The following is a 22,512-nucleotide window of genomic DNA, read 5'->3' as shown; positions in this document are numbered from 1 at the left end:
GCTCAGAGCAGGGATTCTCAAGGCGATGCAGAACGGCACTCTCTCGATCGGGATCATTGGCGCAGGTATCATGGGCGAGCGGCTGCTGCGCGCCATTCTCGACCAGTCGCGGGAACTGGTGAAGGTCAGCGGCATCTGGGATCCGGCGCCCTCGGCAATGGAGCGGATGGCCACAACCTTCCCGCACGTTCCACGGCTCGCCGATGCGGCTGCGATCGTCGCCGCCAGCGACTGCGTCTATATCGCCTCTCCTCCAGCCTCCCATCTCGCGCACGCCCGCGCCGCCATCAGCGCGGGCAAAAGCGTCTTTTGCGAGAAACCGCTGGCGGTCGACGTCGCCGATGCGCGCGCCTTTGTTGCCGAAGCCGGCGACAGAGGCGCGGTCAATTTCCCCTTCGCGTCCTCGCTTGCCGTGGCGACATTGATGGACTGGATCGCGCAGGGCGCGGTCGGCACAGTGTCCCGCGTCTCGATCGAAGTCGCCTTCGCGACCTGGCCGCGCCCCTGGCAGGCCGATGCCGCGGCCTGGCTGGACAGAACAGAACAGGGCGGTTTCACCCGCGAGGTCGTGTCGCATTTCCTCTTTCTGAGCCGCAGGCTGGTCGGCCCCCTGCATGGGCTCACGGCGAGCGCAGCGTTCCCGGAAGCGGGCAAATCCGAGCGCCGGATCGAGGCCAGGCTGCTGGCCGGTGACATCCCCGTCGCGCTCAAGGGCAGTGTCGGCACCACTGCCAAGGACGACCACAATATCTGGATGCTCGAAGGCGATAAGGGCGCGGTCCGGCTTTGCGACTGGTCGATCGCCGAACGTCGCCTGCCCGATGGCAGCTGGGAACGCGCTGCCGACGCGTTGTCTCAAGCGGATGCACGTCCCGTCGCGCTCACGCGCCAGCTCGAGGGTGTCGTCCGTCTCACGCAGGGCGAGCCGCATCATCTCGCGACGCTGCCTGAAGCCTTGAACGTTCAGGAGATCGTCGAGGCGATCCTGGCCAGCGAGCATAGCTAGGGGTGGCGCCACCGCGGGGGCCGCCCGGCTTCCCTCGCATTCTCATCACCGGCGCAAGGCTTCCGAAACCGTCCCCGCGCACACCGGCAGCGATTGCGACGCAGTGCCCCTCTCCCCAACGGAGTGTTAGGCACTCCGCTCGCAGGCTTGTGCGGTGAGTGCTTTGGAACAGGTCATAGACGCCGCGGAAAACGCGCCCCCGGCGCCTGCGCGCGACAGTTCCTATGCTGGGCAGCGCGCGCGCGGCTTTAAGCGCCTGCGCTTCGTCTTGGGGCTGGAGGACGAATACCGCCGCTATATGCGCGTCGAACAGCGCATGAGCACGCTGGTCTGCGCGCTGACCGCACTCGGCATCTGGTTGGTCTTCATCGCGCTCGACATCTCACGGCTCGACCCGCTGACGGAGTATCGGGCCCAGCGCTACGACGCCCTGGCCGCAACCGCTCTGCGCTGGATCACGCTCGCCGTCTTGCTTTTCCTGATCTCCGTCCTCGTCGGCAAGCGCCTGCCCAGAGCCTATAACCGGCTGAGCTTCCTGGTCCTCGTCCTGATCGGAACGACGAGCTCGGTCAGTGCCAATGTCTTCAAGCTGCGCGACCTCGCCCAGGCGGACCTGGCCGGCTTCGTCATCATCATGGCGGTGTTCCTGCCGGTCGGCCTGACCTTCCATCAAAGCGTCGCTGCGGCGATTCTGATTGCTGTCCTGAATGCGCTGCTCGGGTTCGTGATGCTCGATCCCGGCCATATCCATGAGCATATCCGGATCTCGATCCTGATGTTCTTTGCCGTCTTCGTCGGCGCGGTCGGCGCCTATCTGCGCGAATACACCCAGCGCGATCACTTCCTGCTGCGTCGGATGCTGCACAACCGTGCCATGTCCGACGCACTGACCGGCATCGGCAATCGGCGCTTATTCGAGGAGCACGCCGCAACGGCATTGCGTCAGGCCAGACGCGAGCGCACCGGTCTCGTCTTCGCCATTCTCGATGTCGATCACTTCAAGAAGTACAACGACCGCTACGGACATCAGGCCGGCGATCTGGCACTGCGCAGCCTGGCCCGCGCGCTCGAAGCGAGATTGCGGCGGCCGATGGACATGGTAGGGCGTCTGGGAGGCGAGGAATTTGGCCTGATCCTCTATGGGGTCAGGCCTGATACGGCACGCACGATGCTTGAGAATCTCGTCCACGCGGTCTCCTCGCTCGACATTCCCCATGACGCTTCGGACACCGCCCCTCACCTGACTGTCAGCGCCGGCGCGGCCCTCTTCGACGGCCTTGAAACTCTGGAGCAAATCTACAGGCGCGCGGACGGCTTGCTTTACGAAAGCAAGGCGAAGGGCCGAAACCGGTTTACGCTTGGCTAGCGGCTGTGCAGGCGACGCGCTATGCTGGATCAGGCCCGGTTTGAACGCGCAGGACGCGCGGGGCGACCTTTCGGAGGTTACGCCATGATCAGCGCAGCCCTTCTCTCACTTTCACTATCAACCGGCCTCTTCTTTCCCGTTGCCGACGGGCCGCCGCGCTTCGATGTCGTCAACACCTGCCGCGATGTCGGCCGCTCCAGCATGGGGGTCGGGCGCACATCCCAGGCCTGCCAGGACGATGAAAACCAGGCGCGCGCGACGTTAGAAAAGCGCTGGTCGGCTTATCCGGCGCAGAGCCGCAACACCTGCGTCGAGAGTGCACAACTCGGCGGCCCGCCCAGCTATGTCCAGGTTCTGACCTGCCTCGAGATGGCCCCGCGCTAGCTGCGCAGGCCTGATGATCCTGGATTGAGCATTGGCAAAGAGCGCGCTAGGCTGCCCCCGCTCCGTCACGGGAGGCTGTCATGAAGCCCGCATTCCTGACCGATGCCCAGATCGATGCCCGCGCCCTGAGCCATCGCCGCGAACTCGGCTTCCGGGACGAGCAAGGCATTGATTTCATGATCCTGATGGCGCGGCTGAAGGCTCGCTATCCCAATTTTGCCTATGAGCGTGTACCGGACGGCCAACTCGCCGACACCGAAGCGCAATGGGATTCCGAGACCAAGCGCCTTCGGATCCCGGAACTGGTGTTTCTCGCGGCCCTGCGCGGCGAAAGCCGGGCGCTGATGACCATTGCCCATGAGGTCGGTCATGCTCTGCTCGGCCATGAAGGAATCCTGCATCGCGCCCCCGCCGGCTCGCAGGCCGAGCGTCTCTCGGCCAAGGTCCGGGCCATGGAGTATCAGGCCCGGCGCTATGCCGCCGCCTTGCTGATCCCGAATATCGAGGCGATCCGCCACATGAGTGCGGGCGAGATGAGCGAACATTTCGGAGTCAGCATGAGCGCTGCCATGCTGCGCAAGAGCGAGTTGAAATAACCCCGCTTGCCCGGGTTTGCCCGGCGGCCCAATCTTGCATCGAACCGACTCGATTCAAGAAATGAGCCATGCCGCACAAGACATTGATGATCATGGCATTCCTGATTTTGACAGGAATGCCTGTGCCGGCTCTCGCGCGGCAAACCTGCGATGAGCTCTGGTATGCCCGCAACGAGATCTACAAGGCGCAGGGCTACTGCTTCCGCACCCAGCGCGGTATCGCGGCCTTTGGCAATGCCGGGTGCCAACACGACAATGCCGAGGATCTGCCGCTGTCGAACACCCAGCGCCGTATGATCGCCGATATCCAGCGTGAAGAACGCGCGCGGCGCTGCCCGCGCTGATCTGCCGGGGCCGATAGTTGTGGAAGGCCGGCCCATATCCGGCCATCGGTCAGCTCCAGTGTGTTAGAAGCGCCGGTCCGGGAACAGGGCGGCAGACGGAGCAGCAAGACCAGAGCATGACGACGGGCATCGACATGGGCTTGACCCAGGGTGGACAACCCGCGCTGCTTGATCTCGCCGAATTGCTGGCGACGCGCCTGCTGGTCCAAGGCAATTCCGGCTCCGGAAAGTCGCATCTGCTGCGCCGGCTGCTGGAGCAGAGCGCACCGCTGGTCCAGCAGGCCGTGATTGATCCGGAGGGCGATTTCGTCTCGCTGGCCGGTCAGTTCGGCCATGTCGTGGTCGATGCCGCCTGCGGCGAGGCCGAGTTGCAGCGTATCGCCGTCCGCGTCCGTCAGCATCGTGTCTCGATCGTGCTCAATCTCGAAAATCTCGATGCCGACGAGCAGTTGCGCGCGACGGCCGCCTTCCTCGGCGGGCTGTTCGACGTCGATCGCAGCATGTGGTTTCCGATCCTGGTCGTCGTCGACGAGGCGCAACTCTTCGCCCCTGTCATGGCCGGCGAAGCGTCAGACGAAGCGCGTCGCCTTTCGCTCGGCGCCATGACCAATCTGATGTGCCGCGGCCGCAAGCGCGGCCTCGCCGGCGTGATCGCGACCCAGCGTCTCGCCAAGCTTGCCAAGAACGTCGCGGCCGAGGCCTCGAACTTCCTGATGGGCCGCACCTTCCTCGATATCGACATGCAGCGCGCCTCCGATCTGCTCGGCATGGATCGGCGCCAGGCCGAAATGTTCCGCGACCTCGAGCGTGGCCAGTTCGTCGCATTGGGCCCCGCCTTGTCGAAACGCCCCTTGCCGCTCAGGATCGGCGCCGTGTCCTCGGTCGATCGCGGCAGTGCGCCCGGCCTGATGCCCTTGCCCGAACAGGCCCCGGAGGATGCGAGCAAGCTGATCTTCGAAGCGGGCGAGAACGAACCTCCCGTCACCACCTGGGTCCCGCGTCCCACTCCACGGCCGCGCCCGGCGGCCAATGAAGTGCTCCGCCAGATCGAGAGCTATCGCCCTGCCCCCGCCGTCGAGCCGGAGCCCGAGATTCCGATGGAGCCGGAAGAGCGCGAGGCGATCATGACCGAGATCCTGCGCGATCTGATGGAGGATCCGGAAACGCGAAGCCGCCAGGTCGCCGTGGTCTATCAGGACTTTACGGTGCGCTGCCGCATGCGCCGCGTCGGTCAATCATCGCTCAGCCTCGATGACTTCCGCCGGCGGCTCGCCGTAGCGCGCGCAGGGGCGAGTGAGGACATCACGGCGTCCCATGCCTGGCAGGTCTCGCTCGACGCCGCAGCTACCCTGCCGGACGACCTCCAGAGCCTGTTTCTCTACATTGCCCGTACCGCGATCGAGGGCGCTCCCGCTCCGACCGATGCCGAGCTCGCCGAGGTCTATGGCAGCCATTCGCCGGGCCGCGCGCGCCGTGTTCTGGGTTATATCGAGGAGCGTGGGCTCCTCGTCTGCCATGTCGATTTTCGCGGCCAACGCACGCTGGCGTTGCCGACGATCGGCGTCGAGACTGCGCCGGGCCTGGCACAGCCGCGCAGCACCAAGGGGATGCCGCGCGGCCTCAGGGCCTGACCCGTGGCTTAGTGGCCCTTACCGGCCGGCAGTGTGATCTTGTCGACCCAGGCGATGCCCATGGCCGAGAAGATGAAGACGACATGGATCACCGTCTGCAGGATGACTCCAGTCTCGGTGTAGTTCGTCACCCGGCCCGTATTGCCGATATTGCCGGCCTCGATGAAGGTCCTGAGCAGGTGGATCGACGAGATGCCGATGATCGCCATCGCGAGCTTGATCTTCAGGACGCTTGCGTTGACATGGCTCAGCCATTCCGGCTGATCGGGGTGGCCATGGAGCTTCAGGCGCGAAACGAATGTCTCGTAGCCGCCGACGATCACCATGATCAGCAGGTTGGAGATCATTACCACGTCGATCAGCCCGAGCACGACCAGCATGATCTGCTGCTCGCCGAACTCCGTCGCATGCGTGACGAGGTGGACCAGTTCCTTCAGGAACAGGAAGACATAGACGCACTGCGCGACGATAAGGCCGAGATAGAGCGGCACCTGCAGCCAGCGCGAGCCGAAAATGATCCTCGGCAACGGCTTCATCGCCTCGGCAGGGGGCGGCGTCGGATTCTGATGCAGCATAGAGTGGTTCCGGATGCGGGAAGGGATCGTGTTGCGAAGCAACATCACGCCGTCGCTAGATGGTGCGGAAGCGCCTGCGAGACAAGCGCTAATCCTGAGTCGAACTTCGCATCGATATGCTGAAATGCGATGACGAAGCGCCGCAAGGATGAAATTTCACGGATCTTGACGGCCGGGGCTTTCACGCCGTTGCCTTGCACTATAAAATTGCCACGGATTGGAGGAACACTCGCGTTCCTCTCATGTTGGAGAGGAAAGGAGTTTCGTCATGATCAAGACCCTCGCCATCGCCGCCGCTGTGTTAGGAGGCGTCGTTTTGGCTGTCCCGGCGAGTGCCGCGCCGCTGAGCGCGACGACTGGCTCAGCCGGGGCCGTAGCTGAATCCGGCAAGGATCTGGTTCAGAACGTGCAGTATCGGAGATATTATGGCCCCGGCTACGGCTACCGCGGCGGCTATTATCGCGGCGGACGCGGTGCGGCCGTCGGTGCCGGCATTGCAGCGGGCGCCATCGGCGCGCTGGCAGCCGGCGCATTGCTTGCGCCCGGTCCGGTCTACGCCGCTCCGGCCCCTGTCTATGGCGGCCCCGTCTATGGTGGGCCGGTTTATGCCTCGCCTGATGCCGATGCGGTCGCCTATTGCGCGCGCCGGTTCCGCAGCTACGACCCCGAGACCGGGACCTATATCGGCGCGGGCGGCGTAGTGCGCGCCTGTCCCTGACCGCTGACGCGAATTCAGCGCCGCGATATCGGCCTCTCCATGGCGACATGGGGAGGTTTTTTGATGGGGAGATGTGCAGCGCAGGCACGCGTGCTGACGCCATTTGGCATGACTGGCACGACTGCAGGGTTGTCAGCGGACGATCTCTGACGCTTATTCAGCCCTCGATCTGACTCGGAGCCAGCCCGTTGCGCATTGCCACCTGGAACGTCAATTCGGTCCGCCAGCGGCTTGGCCATCTGCTCGACTTCCTCAGGGAATCGGAGCCCGACGCCCTATGCCTGCAGGAGCTGAAATGCGTCGACGGGGATTTCCCGCGGCGCGAAATCGAGGAGGCCGGCTGGCAGGTCGAGACCCATGGCCAGAAGACCTTCAACGGCGTCGCGATTCTCAGCCGCGCCAAACTCGAGGATGTTCGCCGCGGCCTGCCCGGCGACGATGCCGACGAGCAGGCGCGCTATCTCGAAGGCGTGCTGCCCTATGCCGACGGCGTGGTCCGCATCGCCTCGATCTACCTGCCGAATGGCAACCCGCCCAATACCGAAAAATATCCCTATAAGCTCGGCTGGATGCGCCGCCTGACCGCCCATGCGCAAATGCTGCTCGCCCAGGAAGAACCGCTCGTGCTGGCCGGCGATTACAACGTCATCCCCGAGCCGCGTGATGCGCGCGACCCCGCGGCCTGGGTCGATGATGCGCTGTTCCTCCCGCAGACCCGGGGCGCCTTCCGCGGGCTCGTCAATCTCGGCTTCACCGAAGCGCTGCGCTCGACCACGGATTCCGGCGGGCTTTACACCTTCTGGGATTATCAGGCTGGCGCCTGGCAGCGGAACAACGGCATCCGGATCGACCATCTGCTGCTCTCCCCGCACGCTGCAGACAGGCTTGCCGCTGTCTCGATCGCCAAACATGTCCGCGGCTGGGACAAGCCGTCGGATCATGTGCCGGTCATCGTGGAGTTGATGGCAGCGTGATCACTGCGTCCTTGCGCGGCTATTGCCCAGACCACGCGTCGTCCGCGTCGCATGGAACGGCTTGTCAGTAACAGACCAAGACGCGGCGAGCGACAGCGTAACCCCACTGGTCGTAGTGCTGCTGCCACGCATAGTAGCAGCCGTCATTGTAATAGGTGTTGTAGTAATAGGGCGCGCCGACGGCGAATGCGAAGGCCGGGCCGACGAAGAACCGGTTATGGTTGAACCGCTGTTGGTGGAAGAAAACCGGTCGACCGGCAAAGGCTGGGTGGGCAAAACCGGGATGGGCGAAACCGCCGCCTCCGAAGCCACCCATTCGGGCGCCACCGCCGTGGAAGGCCATGCCGCCACTGTGGAAGCCTCCGCCACCGCCATGGAAGCCTCCACCACCCTGGAAGCCGCCGCCGCCGCCGAACCGCGCCTCGGCTGGCGCCGACCATGCGATGACACCGACTGCCATGACCGCGGCGAAGGCAGCGGCAGTCGTCTTGGTGATGCTGAGCATTGAGGTCATGACGAATCTCCCATCAAGTGAGCCTCGCCTTACAATGAATGTCCGCCTTACTGCATGAACATACGATGAACATTGACCCGTGTTCAGGCCTCGAACAAGCCGGCGCCATCACATCTCGGTGTGCGCCCGTTTCGCACCGGCGTGGCCCGCTTCCAGGGTTGTGCGGCCGCCGACGAGCAGACGGCGCGTGCCAGAAAATCGGCGCGTTTCGCGGCAGTTCCGACCGGCAACATCAGGAGCCGAAACGCGAGCAATGATTTTTCCTCGCAATGACAAGGCGAGGATGCATGCAGGGCTGAAGGAGAGAACGATGCGGTGGGGACGACAGGGCGACCTTGCCTACACCGCCTCGTGGGGCGGTGGTCAGAGACGTCGGTGTGGCTTTCAGCGTTCGCTGGAGCGGCCTGCAACCTGCTGGCGCTCAACCAGCGATAGCGCCGCGTTGCGGTCACTCACGGAAGCCGCAGCGAAGGCCGCGTCATAGCGCTCGAAGATCCAGGCTTCACGCGCCGGATCGGCGGCATCGCGTGCCAGAGCCAGCCACATCAGCCCCTGTGAGACCTGACGCGGAACGCCGTCGCTGCCACGAACCAGCATGTCGCCAAAAACGGCACGCGCCGGCACATGCCCCTTCTCGGCTGCGAGCTTCATCCAGCGCGCCGCCTGCCGCTGGTCGCGGCCGGTGCCCTGCCCGTTCATGTAGAGCCGGGCAAGATTGTACTGCCCGTCGGGATCGCCGAAATAGGATGCGGCATAGTGGAACATATCGAAGGCCCGGTCGATATTGGCCTTCACATAGGAGCCCTTGATGCCGTCCATGAAATAGCTGCCGAGCGCCACGAAGGCGCTGCCGACGATACGCCCGTCGGCTGTGCCGGGAATCGCATCGGCATTCTCGTCCGCAATCTTCGAGAAATACTCGAAGGCCTTCAGATCATTGCTGGGAACGCCTTCGCCACCGGCATACATCCGGCCGAGCTTGTACTGGGCCGTGAGGTGGCCGTGAGCCGCGGCGTATTCGAGCGCGCGCACGGCGCCGGCCTGATCACCAGCCGTGGAATCGCGCATCCAGGCTTTCAGCGCATCGCGCGCGCTGGCGAAGGGTGCCAGCGGCAGCGCAGCATGCGCTGCCGGAGCATTCGGCGCAGGCGCCAGCACGCGGCCGTTGGGCAGAGCCTGCAGGCCCGCGGGAGGCGGCCCTTCGGGCTCCGGCAGCGGAGCGCCCGGAATCGAGCGCGGCGGGATCGGCGCCCGGCCCATGACATCCTGCGACCAGGCTACCGACTGGCAGCCCAGGATCAGGAATGTTCCAGCTATGATGGCCTCAGATATCCGCATAGCAATGGGTTTCTGCCGCCCCTCCTGGGTGGGTCACGGCCCCGCCCTTGGCGGAGCCGACCGTTTGCGCGTATTTCCACAGCGCGCCCGAATTGTAGTCGGTCTTGCGCGGTTTCCAGACCTTACGACGCTCCTCAAGTTCGGCATCAGAAAGGCGGCACGCGAGCTTTCCTGTGATGGCATCGAGCTCGATAATGTCACCATCGCGGATGAGGCCAATCGGCCCGCCCACAGCGGCTTCGGGCCCCACATGGCCAACGCAGAAACCGCGCGTCGCGCCGGAGAATCGCCCGTCCGTGATCAGCGCGACCTTGTCGCCCATGCCCTGGCCGTAGAGGGCCGCGGTCGTCGACAGCATCTCGCGCATGCCGGGGCCGCCTTTGGGGCCCTCGTAGCGGATGACCAGCACGTCGCCGACCTTGTACTCACGATTGGTGACGGCCCTGAAGGCGTCCTCCTCGCAGTCGAAGCAGCGGGCCGGCCCGGTGAAGACCAGGCTCTCGGCCGGCATGCCCGCGATCTTCACGATCGCGCCCTCAGGGGCGAGATTGCCCTGCAAACCGACGACGCCGCCATTGTCGGACAGCGGCTTGTTGGCGGGGCGGATCACGTCCTGCTCATCGTTCCATTTCACCGAAGCGAGGTTTTCCGCAATCGTACGGCCCGTCACAGTCATGCAGTCGCCATGCAGGTAGCCATGGTCGAGCAGGGTCTTCATCAGCAGCGGAATACCGCCGACTTCGAACATGTCCTTGGCGACGTATTTCCCACCTGGCTTCAGGTCGGCGATGTAGGGGGTCTTCTTGAAGATCTCGGCGACGGCGAAGAGATCGAAATCGATGCCGCATTCATGTGCGATCGCCGGCAGGTGCAGCGCGCCATTGGTCGAGCCGCCCGAGGCCGCCACGACCATGGCCGCATTCTCCAACGCCTTGCGGGTGACGATGTCGCGCGGGCGGATGTTCCTGGCGATCAGCTCCATCACCATCTCACCGGCGGTGTAGCAGAAGGTGTCGCGCACATCGTAGGGCGCGGGCGCGCCACAGGAATAGGGCAGCGCAAGACCGATCGCCTCGGCAACCGTCGCCATGGTGTTGGCGGTGAACTGGGCGCCACAGGAGCCCGAGGACGGGCAGGCCGCCTCCTCTAGTTCCTTCAGGTCCTCGTCCGACATGGCGCCGACGGAATGTTTGCCGACGGCCTCGAATACGTCCTGGACGGTGACCGGCTTGCCCTTGAAGGTGCCAGGCAGGATCGAACCGCCATAGATGAAGATCGACGGCACGTTCAGGCGAACCATCGCCATCATCATGCCCGGAAGCGACTTGTCGCAGCCGGCAAGGCCGACCAGCGCGTCATAGCAATGGCCGCGCATGGTGAGCTCGACCGAGTCGGCGATGCACTCGCGCGAGGCCAACGACGACTTCATGCCCTGGTGGCCCATGGCGATGCCGTCGGTCACCGTGATGGTGCAGAACTCGCGTGGCGTGCCCGCGGCCGAAGCAACGCCCTTCTTGACGGCCTGGGCCTGGCGCATCAGCGAAATGTTGCAGGGAGCCGCCTCGTTCCAGCAGGACGCAACACCGACGAAGGGCTGCGCGATCTGCTTCGAGGTCATCCCCATCGCGTAGTAGTAGGAGCGATGCGGAGCGCGCGCCGGCCCGACGCTGACATGCCGGCTGGGTAGCTTCGACTTATCGAAAACGCGCGCGTCCATTCTACCTGTCCTCGTTCCACCCTGCGCTTGCAGTGCGCGGCAGATGTGCCACGCAGCCCGCGCCAGGCGCAACGTTCAGTCTCTTTACAGGCCCGGGAAGGACATAATCTTCCAACCGGACAAACCCGACTTTAAATCATCTAAATCTCAGTGACTTAACGTCCCTCTTTGCTGGGGGCGCTTTGTGGCGGCATCGCGGCATCTGATCCAGCTCAGGGACAGCGCGCATGCGATGCCTCAGCGGTGTGGCCACGATGTCACAATTCGAGGAGCCGCAGCTCAGAGAACCATGGGCAGGACGAAGAACCCGCCAACGACCACCACGAGCAGAAGCGTCACGCTGAGCGGCAGGTGCTTCTCGATGAAGATACGGATGTTGTCGCCGTAGAAGCGTAGCGCGAGCGCAATCATGGCGAAGAAGGTGACCCGTGAAATCACCATGCCGATGGTGAACTTCCAGATGTCGAAATGCAGAAAGCCCGACATGATCGTGACGATCTTGAACGGGATCGGCGTCAGCCCCTTGGTGACGAGCACCCAGAACCAGAAATCCTGCGAGCTCGAGATCAGATGGGCAGCCTTGTCCTGAAGCCCGTAGATGCTGATCAGCCAGACGCCGACGGATTCATACAGGAAGGCGCCGATCGCATAGCCGAGATAGCCCCCCGTCACCGCGCCGAGCGAGCAGATCCCGGCATAGAACCAGGCCCGATCCGGCCGCGCGATGCACATCGGCAGCAGCAGCGGAATCGGAGGCAACGGGCTGACCGAGCTCTCGACAAAAGTCAGGGCGAAGAGCAGCCACGGCGCGGCGGGGTGGGATGCGTAGGAAACGCACCAATCATAAGCTCGCTTGAGCATGCGTCGGTTCAGTGTCTCGTGCAGTGGATCGAACGGCGCATGGCAGACTTGCACCCCGCGCGCATCTAATCGTGTCCCCGGGAATATGCCAGAGGTCTCTTAGTTCAAGGTCAATTTGGCGACCGATTCATGTCCTGACGCGGGCAGCGCAGACAGCGGTTCATTTCGGCGACATCCCCGGTTTTCCGGCCTCGACGACGAAGCTGGCGCGGGTGGAGACCGCGGCCCCGGCAGTGGTAACCCGCTCCAGCACGCGGTAATCGGCCTGCCAGCCGCCTTGCGAAAGGGTATGGCGCATGTAGCCGCGCTGATTGTTGAAGAACCCGATATACGGGTTCTTCTGCAGGATCACCTGCCCTGCCCTGGTCGTATCGGCTCCGTCGCCGCCCGAGGTGATCGAGGTCGCGACGAACTCGACACCAAGTGTCCTCGACTTGGGATCGTCGAAATTGGCCTTGAGTTCGCCCGCCCAGTTCTGGTGGATGTCTCCGGTCAGCACGATGGCGTTGCTCGTGCGGGCGCTCTCCAGCGTGTCGAACAGTCGCTGGCGTGCCGCGACGGCACCGTCCCATTTGTCCATGCTGTAGCTGGTCTTCTTGGGATCAGGATCGCGATCATGACGCATCACCATGACCTGCTGAGCCAGCACGTTCCATCGCGCGCTTGAACTGCGCAGGCCATCGGCGAGCCAGGCCTCCTGCTTCTCGCCAAGCATCGTGTTTTCGGGCTTCAGGGCGTCAGCGCAGGCCGCATGCGCACCATCCCCACAAGGCTGGTCGGAGCGAAACTGACGAGTGTCGAGCACATCGATCTGGGCCAGATCGCCATAGAGGAAGCGCCGATAGGCCTGGATAGACGGACCATTCGGGATCGACGTGCGACGCAGCGGCATATGCTCATACCAGGCCTGGAATCCGGCAGCGCGGCGCAGCGCGAAGATCTCCGGCGGAATATTCTGCTCGGAGACCAGGCCTGCAAAATTGTTGTCGACCTCATGATCGTCGAACGAGACCAGCCACGGTGCCGAGGCATGGGCCAGTTGCAGGTCGGGATCGGATTTGTAGATCGCATAACGATGCCGATAATCGGCGAGCGAATAGATCTCGTCGGGATCTCCTGGCATGACGCGCGCGACGGGCAATGGCCGCTCGTTCGGCCGCACCATGCGATACTCGTAGATGTAATCGCCATAGTGGTAGATGAAATCGAAGTGCTCATCCGCCACATGGCGAAAAGCGGTGAAATAGCCGTCCTCGTAGCGTTGGCAGCCGAGCACACCGAAATGGGCCCGCTCGATCGACGCATTCGCCATGGGGAAGGTACGGGCGCGGCCGGTCATGGAGCGCTCGCCGCCGCAGGAGAAGCGGTAGAAATAGTCGCGGTGGGACTCCAGTCCGGAAACTTCGACATGGACGGCATGGCCGAGCTCGGGCCGGGCCAGGGCCGAGCCGCGCTGCACGACCTGGCGCATATTCGCCTCGGTACCGATTTCGTAGGTGACCTCGACTGCCTTCATGGGCATGCCGCCATTGCGCGCAAGCGGCAGGGGCGCGAGCTTGGTCCAGATCACGAAGCCATCGGCGGACGGATCGCCCGAAGCGATACCGAGCCCGAAAGGATAGGCGGCGAAGACCGGATTGGCCCAGACCCGCTGGTCGAGCACGCCGCCGCCGGTCAGCAACAGGCCCGAGGCTGCAAGCCCCTGCAGGAAGCGCCGACGCGAGGGCGTGCCCGCTTCGGTCAGGAACTCATCGAGAATGAACCGACCGAAGACATCGCGGCGAAACATGGCAGGGCTCCTGCAAGCATGTTTGGAACCCTACCAGTCTTTGCATAACGCAGGAGTGACGCGCTACCGGGCTATTGTAGCCGCAGCAGCGCTTCCCCGATCTTGACCTTCCGTGCCTCCGCTTGCGTCTTGCGCTCGCGATTTTCCTCGACGACCTCTTCCGGCGCACGAGCGACGAAATCCGGATTGCCGAGCTTGCGCTCGACCGCGAGAATATCCTGGTCGAGCTTGCCGAGCTCCTTGGTCAGGCGCGCCCGTTCGGCGTCCAGATCGATGATGCCGGCGAGCGGCAGCGCCGCCACTTCGCCGCGCACGATGATCTGGGCGGATTGCGGCGGGGCGACCTCGGCGAAGCTGATCGCGGAGACACGCGCGAGCCGCTCGATCATCGGCGCCCAGGCTTCGATTGTCGCCCTGGTTGCAGCACTCGCCTTGACCAGGACCAGAGGCGCTTGCGCGCCGGCCGGCACATTGGTCTCGGAGCGGACCGAACGGATATCGGAGATCAGATCGACGACGAAGCCGATCTCTGCCTCGGCCGCCTCATTCGCCAGGCCGGCAAGCTCGGGCCAGCGCGTCAGGCAGACCAGCGCGGCATCGCCCTTGGCAAGCTTGCGCGGAGCCCCCTCTCCCGCCTTCACGGCCCAGAGTTCCTCGGTGAGGAACGGCATGAAGGGGTGGAGAAGCTGGCAGATCAGGTCGATGACATGGGCAACGGTCGCCTGTGTCTCAGCCCGCTCCTCTGTGGTGGCGCCGTCTCCCTGCAGAACGGGTTTCGCTAGCTCGAGATACCAGTCGCAGAACTCGTTCCAGACGAAGCGATAGGCGGCGCCTGCCGCTTCGTTGAACTTGAAACTGGCAATGCCGGCCGCGATCTCGTCGGCGGCGCGAGCCGCCTCGCTGAGGATCCAGCGATTGAGCTGCTGCTTGACCAGGGCGGGATCAAAACCCTGGAGGCGCTGGCAGCCATTCATCTCGGCAAAGCGCGAGGCGTTCCAGATCTTCGTCGCGAAGTTGCGATAACCCTCGACACGCGAGGTCGCGAGCTTGATGTCACGCCCCTGCGCCGCCATGGCAGAGAGCGTGAAGCGCAGGGCATCGGCACCATACTTGTCGACGAGCGTCAGCGGATCGATGACGTTGCCCTTCGACTTCGACATCTTCGCGCCCTTCTCGTCGCGAACGATGGCGTGGATATAGACGTCCTTGAATGGCACCTCGTCCATGAAGTTGAGGCCCATCATCATCATCCGGGCGACCCAGAAGAAGATGATGTCGAAGGCTGTGACGAGCGTCGCCGTCGGGTAATAGCGCTTGAGCTCCGGCGTATCCTCCGGCCAGCCCAGCGTCGAGAACGGCCAGAGCGCCGACGAGAACCAGGTGTCGAGCACGTCCTCGTCGCGCGTCAGCGCAACCGGGCCGCCGTAATGGCCGACCGCCAGCGCCTGCGCAGCGGTCTCGGATTCGGCGACGAAGCACTCGCCATCCGGTCCGTACCAGGCCGGAATCTGGTGCCCCCACCACAACTGGCGCGAGACGCACCAGGGCTCGATGTTCTCGAGCCAGTCATTATAGGTCTTGGTCCAGCTATCGGGCGTGATCTTGGTGCGCCCGTCCTTCACGGCCTTGAGCGCGCGTTCCGCCAGCGGCTTGACGTCGACATACCACTGATCGGTCAGCCAGGGTTCGATCACGACATCGGAGCGATCGCCATGCGGCACGGTATGCGCATGCGGTTCGATCTTCACGAGCAAGCCGCGCTCGGCCATCAGCGCGACGACGAGACGGCGGGCAGCGAAGCGGTCGAGGCCGTGCAGAGCCTGCACCGCCCGCTCAGGCTTGGCGCCGGCCAGGAAGTCCTCGTTCCCTTCGAGAAGCATGCGCGCTTCGCCGTCGAGGATATTGATGACCGCAAGCTTGTGGCGCTTGCCGACCTCGAAATCGTTGAAGTCATGCGCTGGCGTGATCTTGACCGCGCCTGTGCCCTTCTCGGGGTCGGCATAGTCGTCGCCAAAGATCGGGATGACGCGCGCAACCAGCGGCAGGATCGCGTTCCTGCCGATCAGGCCCTTCAGCCGCTCGTTCTCGGGGTGCACGGCGACGCCGGTATCGCCCAGCATGGTTTCCGGCCGGGTCGTCGCAACCGTAATGAAGGTCGAAGCGTCGTCGGGGTCGTAGACCACGCCTTCGAGCGGATAGTTGAAATAATAGAGATGCCCGCTCGGATCGCGGTTCAGCGCCTTGTCGAGCTTGGCAGAGTCGAATTCCTCCTCCCCGCCGCGCTGCCATTTGTACGAGCCGGTCTTCTCGACCTGCAGGACCTCGAGGTCGGAAATGGCGGTCTGGAATTTCGGATCCCAGTTCACGAGCCGCTTGGCGCGGTAGATCAGCCCCTGCTTGTGCAGGGAGACGAAGACCTTGAGCACGGCTGCGCTCAGCCCCTCGTCCATGGTGAAGCGCTCGCGCGACCAGTCGCAGGAGGCGCCGAGCCGCTTCAGCTGGTTGACGATGGTGCCGCCGGACTCCGCCTTCCAGCGCCAGACCTCCTCGAGGAAGGCCTCGCGGCCCATGGTCCTGCGGTTGGTCTTGTTCTCGGCTGCAAGCTTGCGCTCGACCACCATCTGGGTCGCGATGCCGGCATGGTCGGTGCCCGGCTGCCAGAGCACGTCCTTGCCGCGCATACGTTCGAAGCGGCAGAGCACATCCTGCAGCGTGTTGTTGAGCGCATGGCCCATATGCAGGGAGCCGGTCACGTTCGGCGGCGGAATGACGATGCAATAGGGCTCAGCGCCCGGCTCGGCGCCACGCCCCGCCCGGAAGGCCTCGGCCTCTTCCCAGGCCTTGCTGATGCGCGCCTCGACGGTGGCGGGCTCGAATGTCTTGTCCATCATTGCTTCGCTCGAACGCAAAATGGCCGGGGGAAAGCCCCGGCCGAAGGTCAGGCCAAAAGGTCGTTGGTCTTAAGAGCCCATGCGTGGGCGTCCCGTCAACGCTTTCGACAATGCGGAAGTCAGGCCGCCGCGCTCGACTCCAGGAACCAGAGTGCCTTGTCGAGCGCCCGGGAATAGCCGGTCAGGATATCGGCCGTGTCGGCATCACCAGCCTCAGCCGCGGTGTCGATCGCGGTGCGGACGGTCTTGGCGGTCTCGGCATAGCGCTCGATCAGCTCCGCCAGGTGATCCTTCACTGCGACGATCTCTGTCGGATAGGGCTTCAGCGTTGTGCCGGATGCGACATTCTGGGTTGTGCCCAGCGCAATCCCGCCAAGCTGTGCCACGCGCTCTGCGACCGTATCGACATGGGTGTCGAGCTCGGCGCGGAAGCCATCGAGCATCTCGTGGATAGCGATGAATCCCGGCCCCTTCAGGTTCCAATGGGCCTGCTTGGTGACCAGCGCAAGATCGATGCCGTCCGCCAGGCGGGCATTGAGCAGGCTGATCATTGCAATCTTGGTGTTGGACTTCAGATCGATGCGTGACGTGGGCTTCTTCATGGTCAGTCCTCGCGTTGAGATCGCTGAAGGTGGCGTTGGGCTCGCGAAACAGTCTGCCCCCGGGGACGGCTTCGCACTCCTTCGGACACGAATCAGGCACGCCACGGCGCAGTCGTCAAACGACGGGGATAGGGAACCGCATCCTGTCTTGGTGGTTAGGCTTTCATCGAACAGATTGTCCCCGTCCCTCAAGCACAGCAGGATGACCGGATGAAGCTCCTCGTTCATAGTCTCGGAGCATGGCTCGCCGTCGAAGCGGCTTCGGGACGTTTTTCACGCCCTGTTGCGGTCGGCCTCGCGATGCTGGTCTCACGACTGGGCGGGCCAACCGCCGCCTTGACCCTCGCCGGCTTCGCCATCAAGCAGTTGCACGATGCCGGCGCGTTTGATGACATCAGAGTGCCACAACGGGCCCAGCGACGGCTGCGCGGGCGCTAGACTATCGGACCGGATGTCGTCTCCGATCGGATGAACCAAGTTTCTGTGGCCGCAGCGAAACCGCAATTCACCTTTCGGGCCGATACCTCAGCCGGGCCGATTTCGTCCTGGCGAACCGGAAATGCCTCAGTGCCGGTTGCCGCGGGCGACGCGTTCGATCTCGGCGCGCACCAGACGTTCCACCATGGTCGGTAGATTGTCATCGAGCCAGGTCTTGAGCATCGGCTTCAGCATATCCTTGACCAGATCCTCGAGCGTTCTAGCGTTGTTGGTCAGGACCGTGTGGGCGAGCGCACCGAAGGCGTTGTTCACGGCGGAGCCGGCCTGCTCGGAGATCAGAGCGGCCATATCGAGAGATGGCGGCGCGGACTGAGCCGGAACGAAGGCTGGCGGCACGAACATCTGCGCTGGCAGCTCCGGCTGCGGCTCCGGCTTGAACTCGGGCTCGGCCGCTTCGATGAAATCGACATCCAGGCTGGGCTGCATCGCCACTGCCGAAGGCTCGGGCTCAGCCATCGCAGGTGATGCGACCAGGCTCGCCTCGGCTCCGAGATCGAGCACGTCGTCATCGATCTCCTCGACGAGCTGCAACTGGGGTGCCGCGGGAGGCGGTTCGGGCGCCGGCGCAGGTGCGCTCGCCTCGGCGGGCTTGACCTCGTCATCCGCGATGATCCGGCGGATGGAGGCGAGAATCTCCTCCATCGACGGTTCGTTGGGCTTGGGTTGCGCGCTCATGCTGGGTCCGACCACTCGACACCGGGCGCGCGAATCGAATCAAACGCAGCCCCAACGGTGAGTATTCCACGCAAAGAGCGCCAAGCAAGGCAGGTGCCAGCCCACCCACAGGAGAAATCCGGGCTGTTGCCGGAATGTCTCCCACCGATCAAAGGGCAGCCGGGCCGCGCGGTAGCGCGGTAGCGCGGGCAATCCAAACAGAAACGGGGGCCTCAGCCCCCGTCGTCAATCTTCAAAGCGGTCTCAGCGACCGTCAGGAACCTGGGTGCCCCAGAGCAGACCCTTGACCTGATCGTAATGCTTGCGGGAGTCGTAGACCGCAGTCTTGAGCTTCAGCGTCTCAGCTGAAAGCCGGCCGACGGCCGAGAGCACGGCATAGGATGCGACGACCCGGTCGCGCTGCGCCGTCACCAGCGTCGAGCGGGCAATCACCAGTTCCTGCTGCGCATTGAGCACGTCGAGCGTGGTACGCTGACCGACCTTGGCTTCCTCGCGGACGCCTGCAAGCGCGGTTTCAGCCGCCTGAACCTGTGCTTGAGCCGCAATGATCTGCGCCTTGGCCGCATCAAGGGCGCCCCAGGCTGAGACGACGGCAGCACGCACGGTGTCGCGCTGCGTGTCGACGTCGATCCGGCGCTGGCCGGCCGTCTCCTTGGCCTGCCGGGTCCGCGAATAGACCTGGCCGCCTTCGTAGATCGGGATCGTCAGCGTCGCCACAGCGCTCGCCGAGAAGCGATTGTCACCAAAAAGCTGGCTGTCATAGCGCTGCGCAACCAAGCCGCGCACACCCACAGTCGGATAGAGATCCGCTTCCGTGACCTTCACCTGCAACTCCGCCGCATCGACGCCGTGCAGAGCCGCGATGACCGCAGGATGCCCGACTAACGCGACATCAAGCGCGGCCGGCAGCGACTTCGGCAGCAGGTTCTCGATGGGCCGTCCGGGCGCGAGCTGCTTTGGTTCCACGCCGACATTCTGGCGAAAGCGCGCGATGCTGGTCTTGAGGTTCGATTCCGCCAGAATCTCCGCGGATTGCGCCTGCGACAGCCGGGCTTCCGCCTGCGCCACGTCGGTCCGGGTTACTTCGCCGACCTGAAATCGGTCACGCGTCTGACGCAGCTGCTCCTCGAGAACCTCGACGTTGTTGCGGTTCAGATTGAGAATCGCCGTGTCGCGCAGCACGTTCATGTAGGACGTCGCGGCATCGAGCAGCACGTTCTGCTCGGTATTGCGCAGGGTCGCCCGCGCACCCAGCACCTGCGATTCCGCCTGGCTGACGGAGCTGCGGGTCTTGCCGCCGTCGAAGATGTTCTGGTCGATCTGGACGCCTGCGCCACGCGGCGCCAGGCGGGACGTGCTGTTGCCCTGTCCGGGCTGATTGGCGTCAAGCAGGCTCGCGCCGATATCCGCCGAGGCGGTGATACGCGGCCGGTAGCCGGACAGTGCCTGGGGCACATTCTCGTTGGTCGCACGCACCGCAGCACGCTGCGAATTCAGCGTCGGGTTACCATTATAGGCCCGCGCCAGCGATGCATCCATCGTCTGCGCAGAAGCCGTCGTGATCTGGCTGGCGGCCAAAACGGTGGCCAGAACCGCAGCGAGACCGTATCCGGCCGACTTCCGCCTAATTTCTTTTTCGTTCACGTGGACGCCTCTTGTGCGGACTCAAGTCTCGCCCAGGCATCGCCCCAGCCTCGGCATAGTGCAGTGATTCATACCCGGAGCCGAGGCCCGCGCCAATCTCACCGAGGCGCCAACAATCGTTTCCATGGCGCAGTGCCGCATAAATGCGACACTCCCGAATCAAAATACAAAACTCGGAACGCGGCGAAATTCTTCCAGAACAGGCGCGGCAGCATCAAAAACCGGCCTCGCCGACATGGTTTGCGCGCTCCTTTGATAAAGCTGCACCCGTGCGGCTCGCCCCTGCCCCTCGACCAGGATCAGCCGGCCGTTATCGTTGACGAGACCAAAAAGACTCTCCGGAACGATCTCACAGGCGCCGCTGACGAGAATCGCATCGAAATGAGATTCGGCAGGCCGCGTTGCGCTGAGCGTGACGCCAACAGCACCAGCCAGCGCAAGCGCACCACGGGCCTGATCGAGGGCGCCAGCGTCAGGCTCCCAAAGCGTGGCGACCGCGCCCATATCCGCCATCAACGCAGCGCCGTATCCCGTGCCGCCGCCATATTCGAGCACACGCTCGCCAGGTTGAACGCCTAGCGCCTGGATCATCCGCACGATCACCATCGGCGTCATCAGGGCCCGACTCGTGCCCGGCAGCGCAACAGATTGGTCGAGATAGGCAAGATGGGAGAGTTCGGCGGGAACAAAAGCTTCGCGCGGAACGCGGTCGGCAGCCGTGAGAACCGCACGGTCCGTCACGTCATAGGTCCGCAACTGGCAATCGACCATCATCCGGCGCAGCTCGGTGAAGCTGTCCATATCCTCAATCTCCGTCTGCGCGGCGCGTGTTCGCCGTCCTCAGCTTTTGTTCGAGGCGGTCGCAAAAGGCAAGATGGCGGCAGCAGGGCGCCGGTTCAGTTGCAGCGCGCTCTTGCCTCTGAGGAGCAAATGCGCGGCAGATCGACAGACGGCCTCATGACGTCGTCGCAATGCAATCCGGCCAAGATTCGACCGGCACGATTCCGCGGGCCCCATCTCGATCGATCTGCGATCGCTGCTTCTGAATCAGGTCGATCTGGACACGAGCATTCCATCCGGCAGCGACCCCGCCATCCCCGCTCCTCGCCATGACGGGGAGCTGGCCCTCCTGCCCTCTCCAGGCCGTTGCGCACCTGAGGCAGGTGGCGTGTTCGACAACTTGGCGCACCAACCGATCTCGCGACGCAGCCGCCAGAACCTGCCGGGTCAAGGCCTCGCTGTCATCGTGCCCCTGATTGCAGCGGTATGATCGGCGATCGCGCGGGGACCTGCGGCGTTGACCGTCCCCGTGACCGCGCGCCTGATCCGGCGGCGTCGCAACCGAAGCTGGCCTCGGCGGATTGTGGTGAAGTGATCGCGCAATGGCGGACACACAGCCCCTCGCGGAACTCAGTTCAGCAAGTGCGCGTAAGATTCTGAAATCGCAAGCCAACATCCGGCCGCCCCTCGTTGAGGGCGGAACGCAGGCATCAATTTCATGGATGTAAGAAGTGTTGGCTCCCGGAGCAGGATTCGAACCTGCGACCAATCGATTAACAGTCGATTGCTCTACCGCTGAGCTATCCGGGACCGATGGCCGGGGTAATAGCGACGCCTTTGTCCGGGCGCAAGCCCCTTGCGACACTTCGAGGGCAGGAATCCTGTTCATCCACAGATGACCATAGGTCATCACGGGGATTGCTGCTGTTCCCGGTTGCGGCCCGGCGCGCCATGTGGTTATAGGCGGCCCTAGGACATCACCGCAGCGTGACTGTCCCCGGATGGCCTCGTGGCGGAGTGGTTACGCAGAGGACTGCAAATCCTTGCACCCCGGTTCGATTCCGGGCGAGGCCTCCACCTCCTTCAATCAATACCCAGACTGCCCTGACCTTCGCGAATGCGGGGGCATCAGTGCTTTGCGCGACATGAACGGTTCCGGACAATCCCGTTCATCAGGGGTTCCAGCCCGATCGGCTTCCATGCCGTCGATCCGATTCACCTGGAGACGAATCATGCGAAACTTTTTCCTCGCCTCGGCTGTGATGCTGGGCCTGACGGGTGCCCAGCCCGCAGCCGCGCTCGCAGCGCCGCCGACCACAGCTGCCGACCAGCTGAGCGGGACGTCCGACATTCAGCAGGTTCAGTATCGCGACTGGCGCCATGGCCGCGGACACTATTCCCCCGGTTATCGCTACGGCCCTCCGCGTGGCTATTACGGCCGACGCCATTACGGCCCGCCGCCCTATGGCTATGCGCGCGGGCACTGGCGCCATCGCCAGTATTACGGCCGGCCCTATTACCGCTGATAGCGCCGCATTCCGGCCCGGAGGTCGATTCTCCCGCCCGGAAGCAATGCCAGGATCGGCGCCTTGACGGCGCCGATTTCGCG

General features: G+C 64.1%; 21 protein-coding genes and 2 tRNA genes. 11 read left to right on the top strand and 12 right to left on the bottom strand.

Going from position 1 to position 22,512, the window contains the following annotated elements; genetic code table 11:
- Nucleotides 1-25: 25 nt before the first annotated feature.
- The 6 genes from AB4099_RS20590 to AB4099_RS20565 all read left to right on the top strand — a co-directional run bounded on the left by AB4099_RS20590 (nt 26) and on the right by AB4099_RS20565 (nt 5,327).
- A complete protein-coding gene (locus AB4099_RS20590; RefSeq protein ID WP_441479417.1) occupies nt 26-1,006 on the top strand; it encodes a Gfo/Idh/MocA family protein in 981 nt (326 codons plus the stop codon).
- 154 nt (nt 1,007-1,160) lie between these two features.
- Nucleotides 1,161-2,372, top strand: coding sequence for a GGDEF domain-containing protein (locus AB4099_RS20585; protein WP_441479416.1), 1,212 nt, complete (start codon nt 1,161-1,163; stop codon nt 2,370-2,372).
- An 84-nt stretch (nt 2,373-2,456) separates the two neighbouring features.
- Nucleotides 2,457-2,756 carry a hypothetical protein gene (locus AB4099_RS20580; RefSeq protein WP_113519096.1) on the top strand — a complete coding sequence of 100 codons (300 nt, stop codon included), beginning with the start codon at nt 2,457-2,459 and terminating at the stop codon, nt 2,754-2,756.
- Between the two features lie 80 nt (nt 2,757-2,836).
- A complete protein-coding gene (locus AB4099_RS20575; RefSeq protein WP_113519097.1) occupies nt 2,837-3,352 on the top strand; it encodes an ImmA/IrrE family metallo-endopeptidase in 516 nt (171 codons plus the stop codon).
- 68 nt (nt 3,353-3,420) lie between these two features.
- A complete protein-coding gene (locus tag AB4099_RS20570) occupies nt 3,421-3,696 on the top strand; it encodes a YARHG domain-containing protein (RefSeq protein ID WP_441479415.1) in 276 nt (91 codons plus the stop codon).
- 116 nt (nt 3,697-3,812) lie between these two features.
- On the top strand, nt 3,813-5,327 hold the full coding sequence (locus AB4099_RS20565) for a helicase HerA domain-containing protein (RefSeq protein ID WP_441479414.1): 1,515 nt from the start codon (nt 3,813-3,815) through the stop codon (nt 5,325-5,327).
- An 8-nt stretch (nt 5,328-5,335) separates the two neighbouring features.
- Here the strand turns inward: AB4099_RS20565 and AB4099_RS20560 are convergent, their stop codons facing one another.
- Nucleotides 5,336-5,902, bottom strand: coding sequence for a TIGR00645 family protein (locus AB4099_RS20560; protein WP_113519099.1), 567 nt, complete (start codon nt 5,900-5,902; stop codon nt 5,336-5,338).
- Nucleotides 5,903-6,170: 268 nt separating this feature from the next.
- Here AB4099_RS20560 and AB4099_RS20555 point away from each other — a divergent pair, with 268 nt between their 5' ends.
- Nucleotides 6,171-6,620: a BA14K family protein gene (locus AB4099_RS20555; RefSeq protein WP_113519100.1), complete on the top strand. Its 450-nt coding sequence runs from the start codon at nt 6,171-6,173 to the stop codon at nt 6,618-6,620.
- 188 nt (nt 6,621-6,808) lie between these two features.
- The gene (xth, locus tag AB4099_RS20550) at nt 6,809-7,594 is read left to right on the top strand and encodes an exodeoxyribonuclease III (protein WP_113519101.1); all 786 of its coding nucleotides are present in this window, start codon (nt 6,809-6,811) and stop codon (nt 7,592-7,594) included.
- Nucleotides 7,595-7,658: 64 nt separating this feature from the next.
- On the opposite strand, the gene AB4099_RS20545 is transcribed toward xth, so the two are convergent.
- The 7 genes from AB4099_RS20545 to dps form a co-directional block, all read right to left on the bottom strand.
- Nucleotides 7,659-8,108, bottom strand: a complete 450-nt coding sequence (locus AB4099_RS20545) for a hypothetical protein (RefSeq protein WP_113519102.1) — start codon at nt 8,106-8,108, stop codon at nt 7,659-7,661.
- A 384-nt stretch (nt 8,109-8,492) separates the two neighbouring features.
- Nucleotides 8,493-9,446 carry a tetratricopeptide repeat protein gene (locus tag AB4099_RS20540; RefSeq protein ID WP_441479413.1) on the bottom strand — a complete coding sequence of 318 codons (954 nt, stop codon included), beginning with the start codon at nt 9,444-9,446 and terminating at the stop codon, nt 8,493-8,495.
- Entirely contained in the window at nt 9,433-11,163 is a 1,731-nt protein-coding gene (gene ilvD / locus AB4099_RS20535; protein ID WP_113519104.1) for a dihydroxy-acid dehydratase, read from the bottom strand. The genes AB4099_RS20540 and ilvD overlap by 14 nt, the downstream gene beginning before the upstream one ends.
- A gap of 279 nt (nt 11,164-11,442) precedes the next feature.
- Nucleotides 11,443-12,024 (bottom strand): YqaA family protein, encoded by a 582-nt coding sequence (locus AB4099_RS20530; protein WP_113519105.1) that lies wholly within the window; start codon nt 12,022-12,024, stop codon nt 11,443-11,445.
- Between the two features lie 160 nt (nt 12,025-12,184).
- Complete coding sequence (locus AB4099_RS20525; protein WP_441479412.1) at nt 12,185-13,813, bottom strand: alkaline phosphatase D family protein; 1,629 nt, start codon at nt 13,811-13,813, stop codon at nt 12,185-12,187.
- A 71-nt stretch (nt 13,814-13,884) separates the two neighbouring features.
- The gene (locus AB4099_RS20520) at nt 13,885-16,704 is read right to left on the bottom strand and encodes a valine--tRNA ligase (protein WP_441479411.1); all 2,820 of its coding nucleotides are present in this window, start codon (nt 16,702-16,704) and stop codon (nt 13,885-13,887) included.
- A gap of 119 nt (nt 16,705-16,823) precedes the next feature.
- Entirely contained in the window at nt 16,824-17,306 is a 483-nt protein-coding gene (gene dps, locus AB4099_RS20515; protein ID WP_441479410.1) for a DNA starvation/stationary phase protection protein Dps, read from the bottom strand.
- A 210-nt stretch (nt 17,307-17,516) separates the two neighbouring features.
- Between dps and AB4099_RS20510 the strand changes: the two genes are divergently transcribed.
- The gene (locus tag AB4099_RS20510; RefSeq protein ID WP_113519109.1) at nt 17,517-17,744 is read left to right on the top strand and encodes a hypothetical protein; all 228 of its coding nucleotides are present in this window, start codon (nt 17,517-17,519) and stop codon (nt 17,742-17,744) included.
- A 126-nt stretch (nt 17,745-17,870) separates the two neighbouring features.
- On the opposite strand, the gene AB4099_RS20505 is transcribed toward AB4099_RS20510, so the two are convergent.
- The 4 genes from AB4099_RS20505 to AB4099_RS20490 all read right to left on the bottom strand — a co-directional run bounded on the left by AB4099_RS20505 (nt 17,871) and on the right by AB4099_RS20490 (nt 21,713).
- A complete protein-coding gene (locus AB4099_RS20505; protein ID WP_441479409.1) occupies nt 17,871-18,479 on the bottom strand; it encodes a PopZ family protein in 609 nt (202 codons plus the stop codon).
- Nucleotides 18,480-18,722: 243 nt separating this feature from the next.
- Nucleotides 18,723-20,123, bottom strand: a complete 1,401-nt coding sequence (locus AB4099_RS20500) for a TolC family outer membrane protein (RefSeq protein ID WP_441479408.1) — start codon at nt 20,121-20,123, stop codon at nt 18,723-18,725.
- Between the two features lie 159 nt (nt 20,124-20,282).
- Nucleotides 20,283-20,924, bottom strand: a complete 642-nt coding sequence (locus AB4099_RS20495; protein WP_441479407.1) for a protein-L-isoaspartate O-methyltransferase family protein — start codon at nt 20,922-20,924, stop codon at nt 20,283-20,285.
- A 714-nt stretch (nt 20,925-21,638) separates the two neighbouring features.
- Nucleotides 21,639-21,713: transfer RNA gene (locus AB4099_RS20490), tRNA-Asn, on the bottom strand.
- Between the two features lie 193 nt (nt 21,714-21,906).
- Here AB4099_RS20490 and AB4099_RS20485 point away from each other — a divergent pair.
- A tRNA-Cys gene (locus tag AB4099_RS20485) sits at nt 21,907-21,980 on the top strand.
- Between the two features lie 155 nt (nt 21,981-22,135).
- The gene (locus tag AB4099_RS20480; protein ID WP_441479406.1) at nt 22,136-22,429 is read left to right on the top strand and encodes a hypothetical protein; all 294 of its coding nucleotides are present in this window, start codon (nt 22,136-22,138) and stop codon (nt 22,427-22,429) included.
- Nucleotides 22,430-22,512: the final 83 nt, after the last annotated feature.

It is taken from the genome of Allobosea sp. 2KB_26 (genome assembly GCF_052115715.1).
Taxonomy (GTDB): domain Bacteria; phylum Pseudomonadota; class Alphaproteobacteria; order Rhizobiales; family Beijerinckiaceae; genus Allobosea.
This window is presented reverse-complemented; position numbering and strand designations above follow the sequence as displayed.

What these genes read in the sequence shown, in the direction of transcription:
- AB4099_RS20575 (WP_113519097.1), top strand. Translation starts at nt 2,837, where the DNA reads ATGAAGCCCGCATTCCTGACCGATGCCCAGATCGATGCCCGCGCCCTG.
- AB4099_RS20545 (WP_113519102.1), bottom strand. Translation starts at nt 8,108, where the DNA reads ATGACCTCAATGCTCAGCATCACCAAGACGACTGCCGCTGCCTTCGCC.
- dps (WP_441479410.1), bottom strand. Translation starts at nt 17,306, where the DNA reads ATGAAGAAGCCCACGTCACGCATCGATCTGAAGTCCAACACCAAGATT.
- AB4099_RS20530 (WP_113519105.1), bottom strand. Translation starts at nt 12,024, where the DNA reads ATGCTCAAGCGAGCTTATGATTGGTGCGTTTCCTACGCATCCCACCCC.
- AB4099_RS20540 (WP_441479413.1), bottom strand. Translation starts at nt 9,446, where the DNA reads ATGCGGATATCTGAGGCCATCATAGCTGGAACATTCCTGATCCTGGGC.
- AB4099_RS20555 (WP_113519100.1), top strand. Translation starts at nt 6,171, where the DNA reads ATGATCAAGACCCTCGCCATCGCCGCCGCTGTGTTAGGAGGCGTCGTT.
- AB4099_RS20560 (WP_113519099.1), bottom strand. Translation starts at nt 5,902, where the DNA reads ATGCTGCATCAGAATCCGACGCCGCCCCCTGCCGAGGCGATGAAGCCG.
- AB4099_RS20520 (WP_441479411.1), bottom strand. Translation starts at nt 16,704, where the DNA reads ATGATGGACAAGACATTCGAGCCCGCCACCGTCGAGGCGCGCATCAGC.
- ilvD (WP_113519104.1), bottom strand. Translation starts at nt 11,163, where the DNA reads ATGGACGCGCGCGTTTTCGATAAGTCGAAGCTACCCAGCCGGCATGTC.
- AB4099_RS20590 (WP_441479417.1), top strand. Translation starts at nt 26, where the DNA reads ATGCAGAACGGCACTCTCTCGATCGGGATCATTGGCGCAGGTATCATG.
- AB4099_RS20565 (WP_441479414.1), top strand. Translation starts at nt 3,813, where the DNA reads ATGACGACGGGCATCGACATGGGCTTGACCCAGGGTGGACAACCCGCG.
- AB4099_RS20580 (WP_113519096.1), top strand. Translation starts at nt 2,457, where the DNA reads ATGATCAGCGCAGCCCTTCTCTCACTTTCACTATCAACCGGCCTCTTC.
- AB4099_RS20505 (WP_441479409.1), bottom strand. Translation starts at nt 18,479, where the DNA reads ATGAGCGCGCAACCCAAGCCCAACGAACCGTCGATGGAGGAGATTCTC.
- AB4099_RS20510 (WP_113519109.1), top strand. Translation starts at nt 17,517, where the DNA reads ATGAAGCTCCTCGTTCATAGTCTCGGAGCATGGCTCGCCGTCGAAGCG.
- AB4099_RS20495 (WP_441479407.1), bottom strand. Translation starts at nt 20,924, where the DNA reads ATGGACAGCTTCACCGAGCTGCGCCGGATGATGGTCGATTGCCAGTTG.
- AB4099_RS20570 (WP_441479415.1), top strand. Translation starts at nt 3,421, where the DNA reads ATGCCGCACAAGACATTGATGATCATGGCATTCCTGATTTTGACAGGA.
- AB4099_RS20525 (WP_441479412.1), bottom strand. Translation starts at nt 13,813, where the DNA reads ATGTTTCGCCGCGATGTCTTCGGTCGGTTCATTCTCGATGAGTTCCTG.
- AB4099_RS20480 (WP_441479406.1), top strand. Translation starts at nt 22,136, where the DNA reads ATGCGAAACTTTTTCCTCGCCTCGGCTGTGATGCTGGGCCTGACGGGT.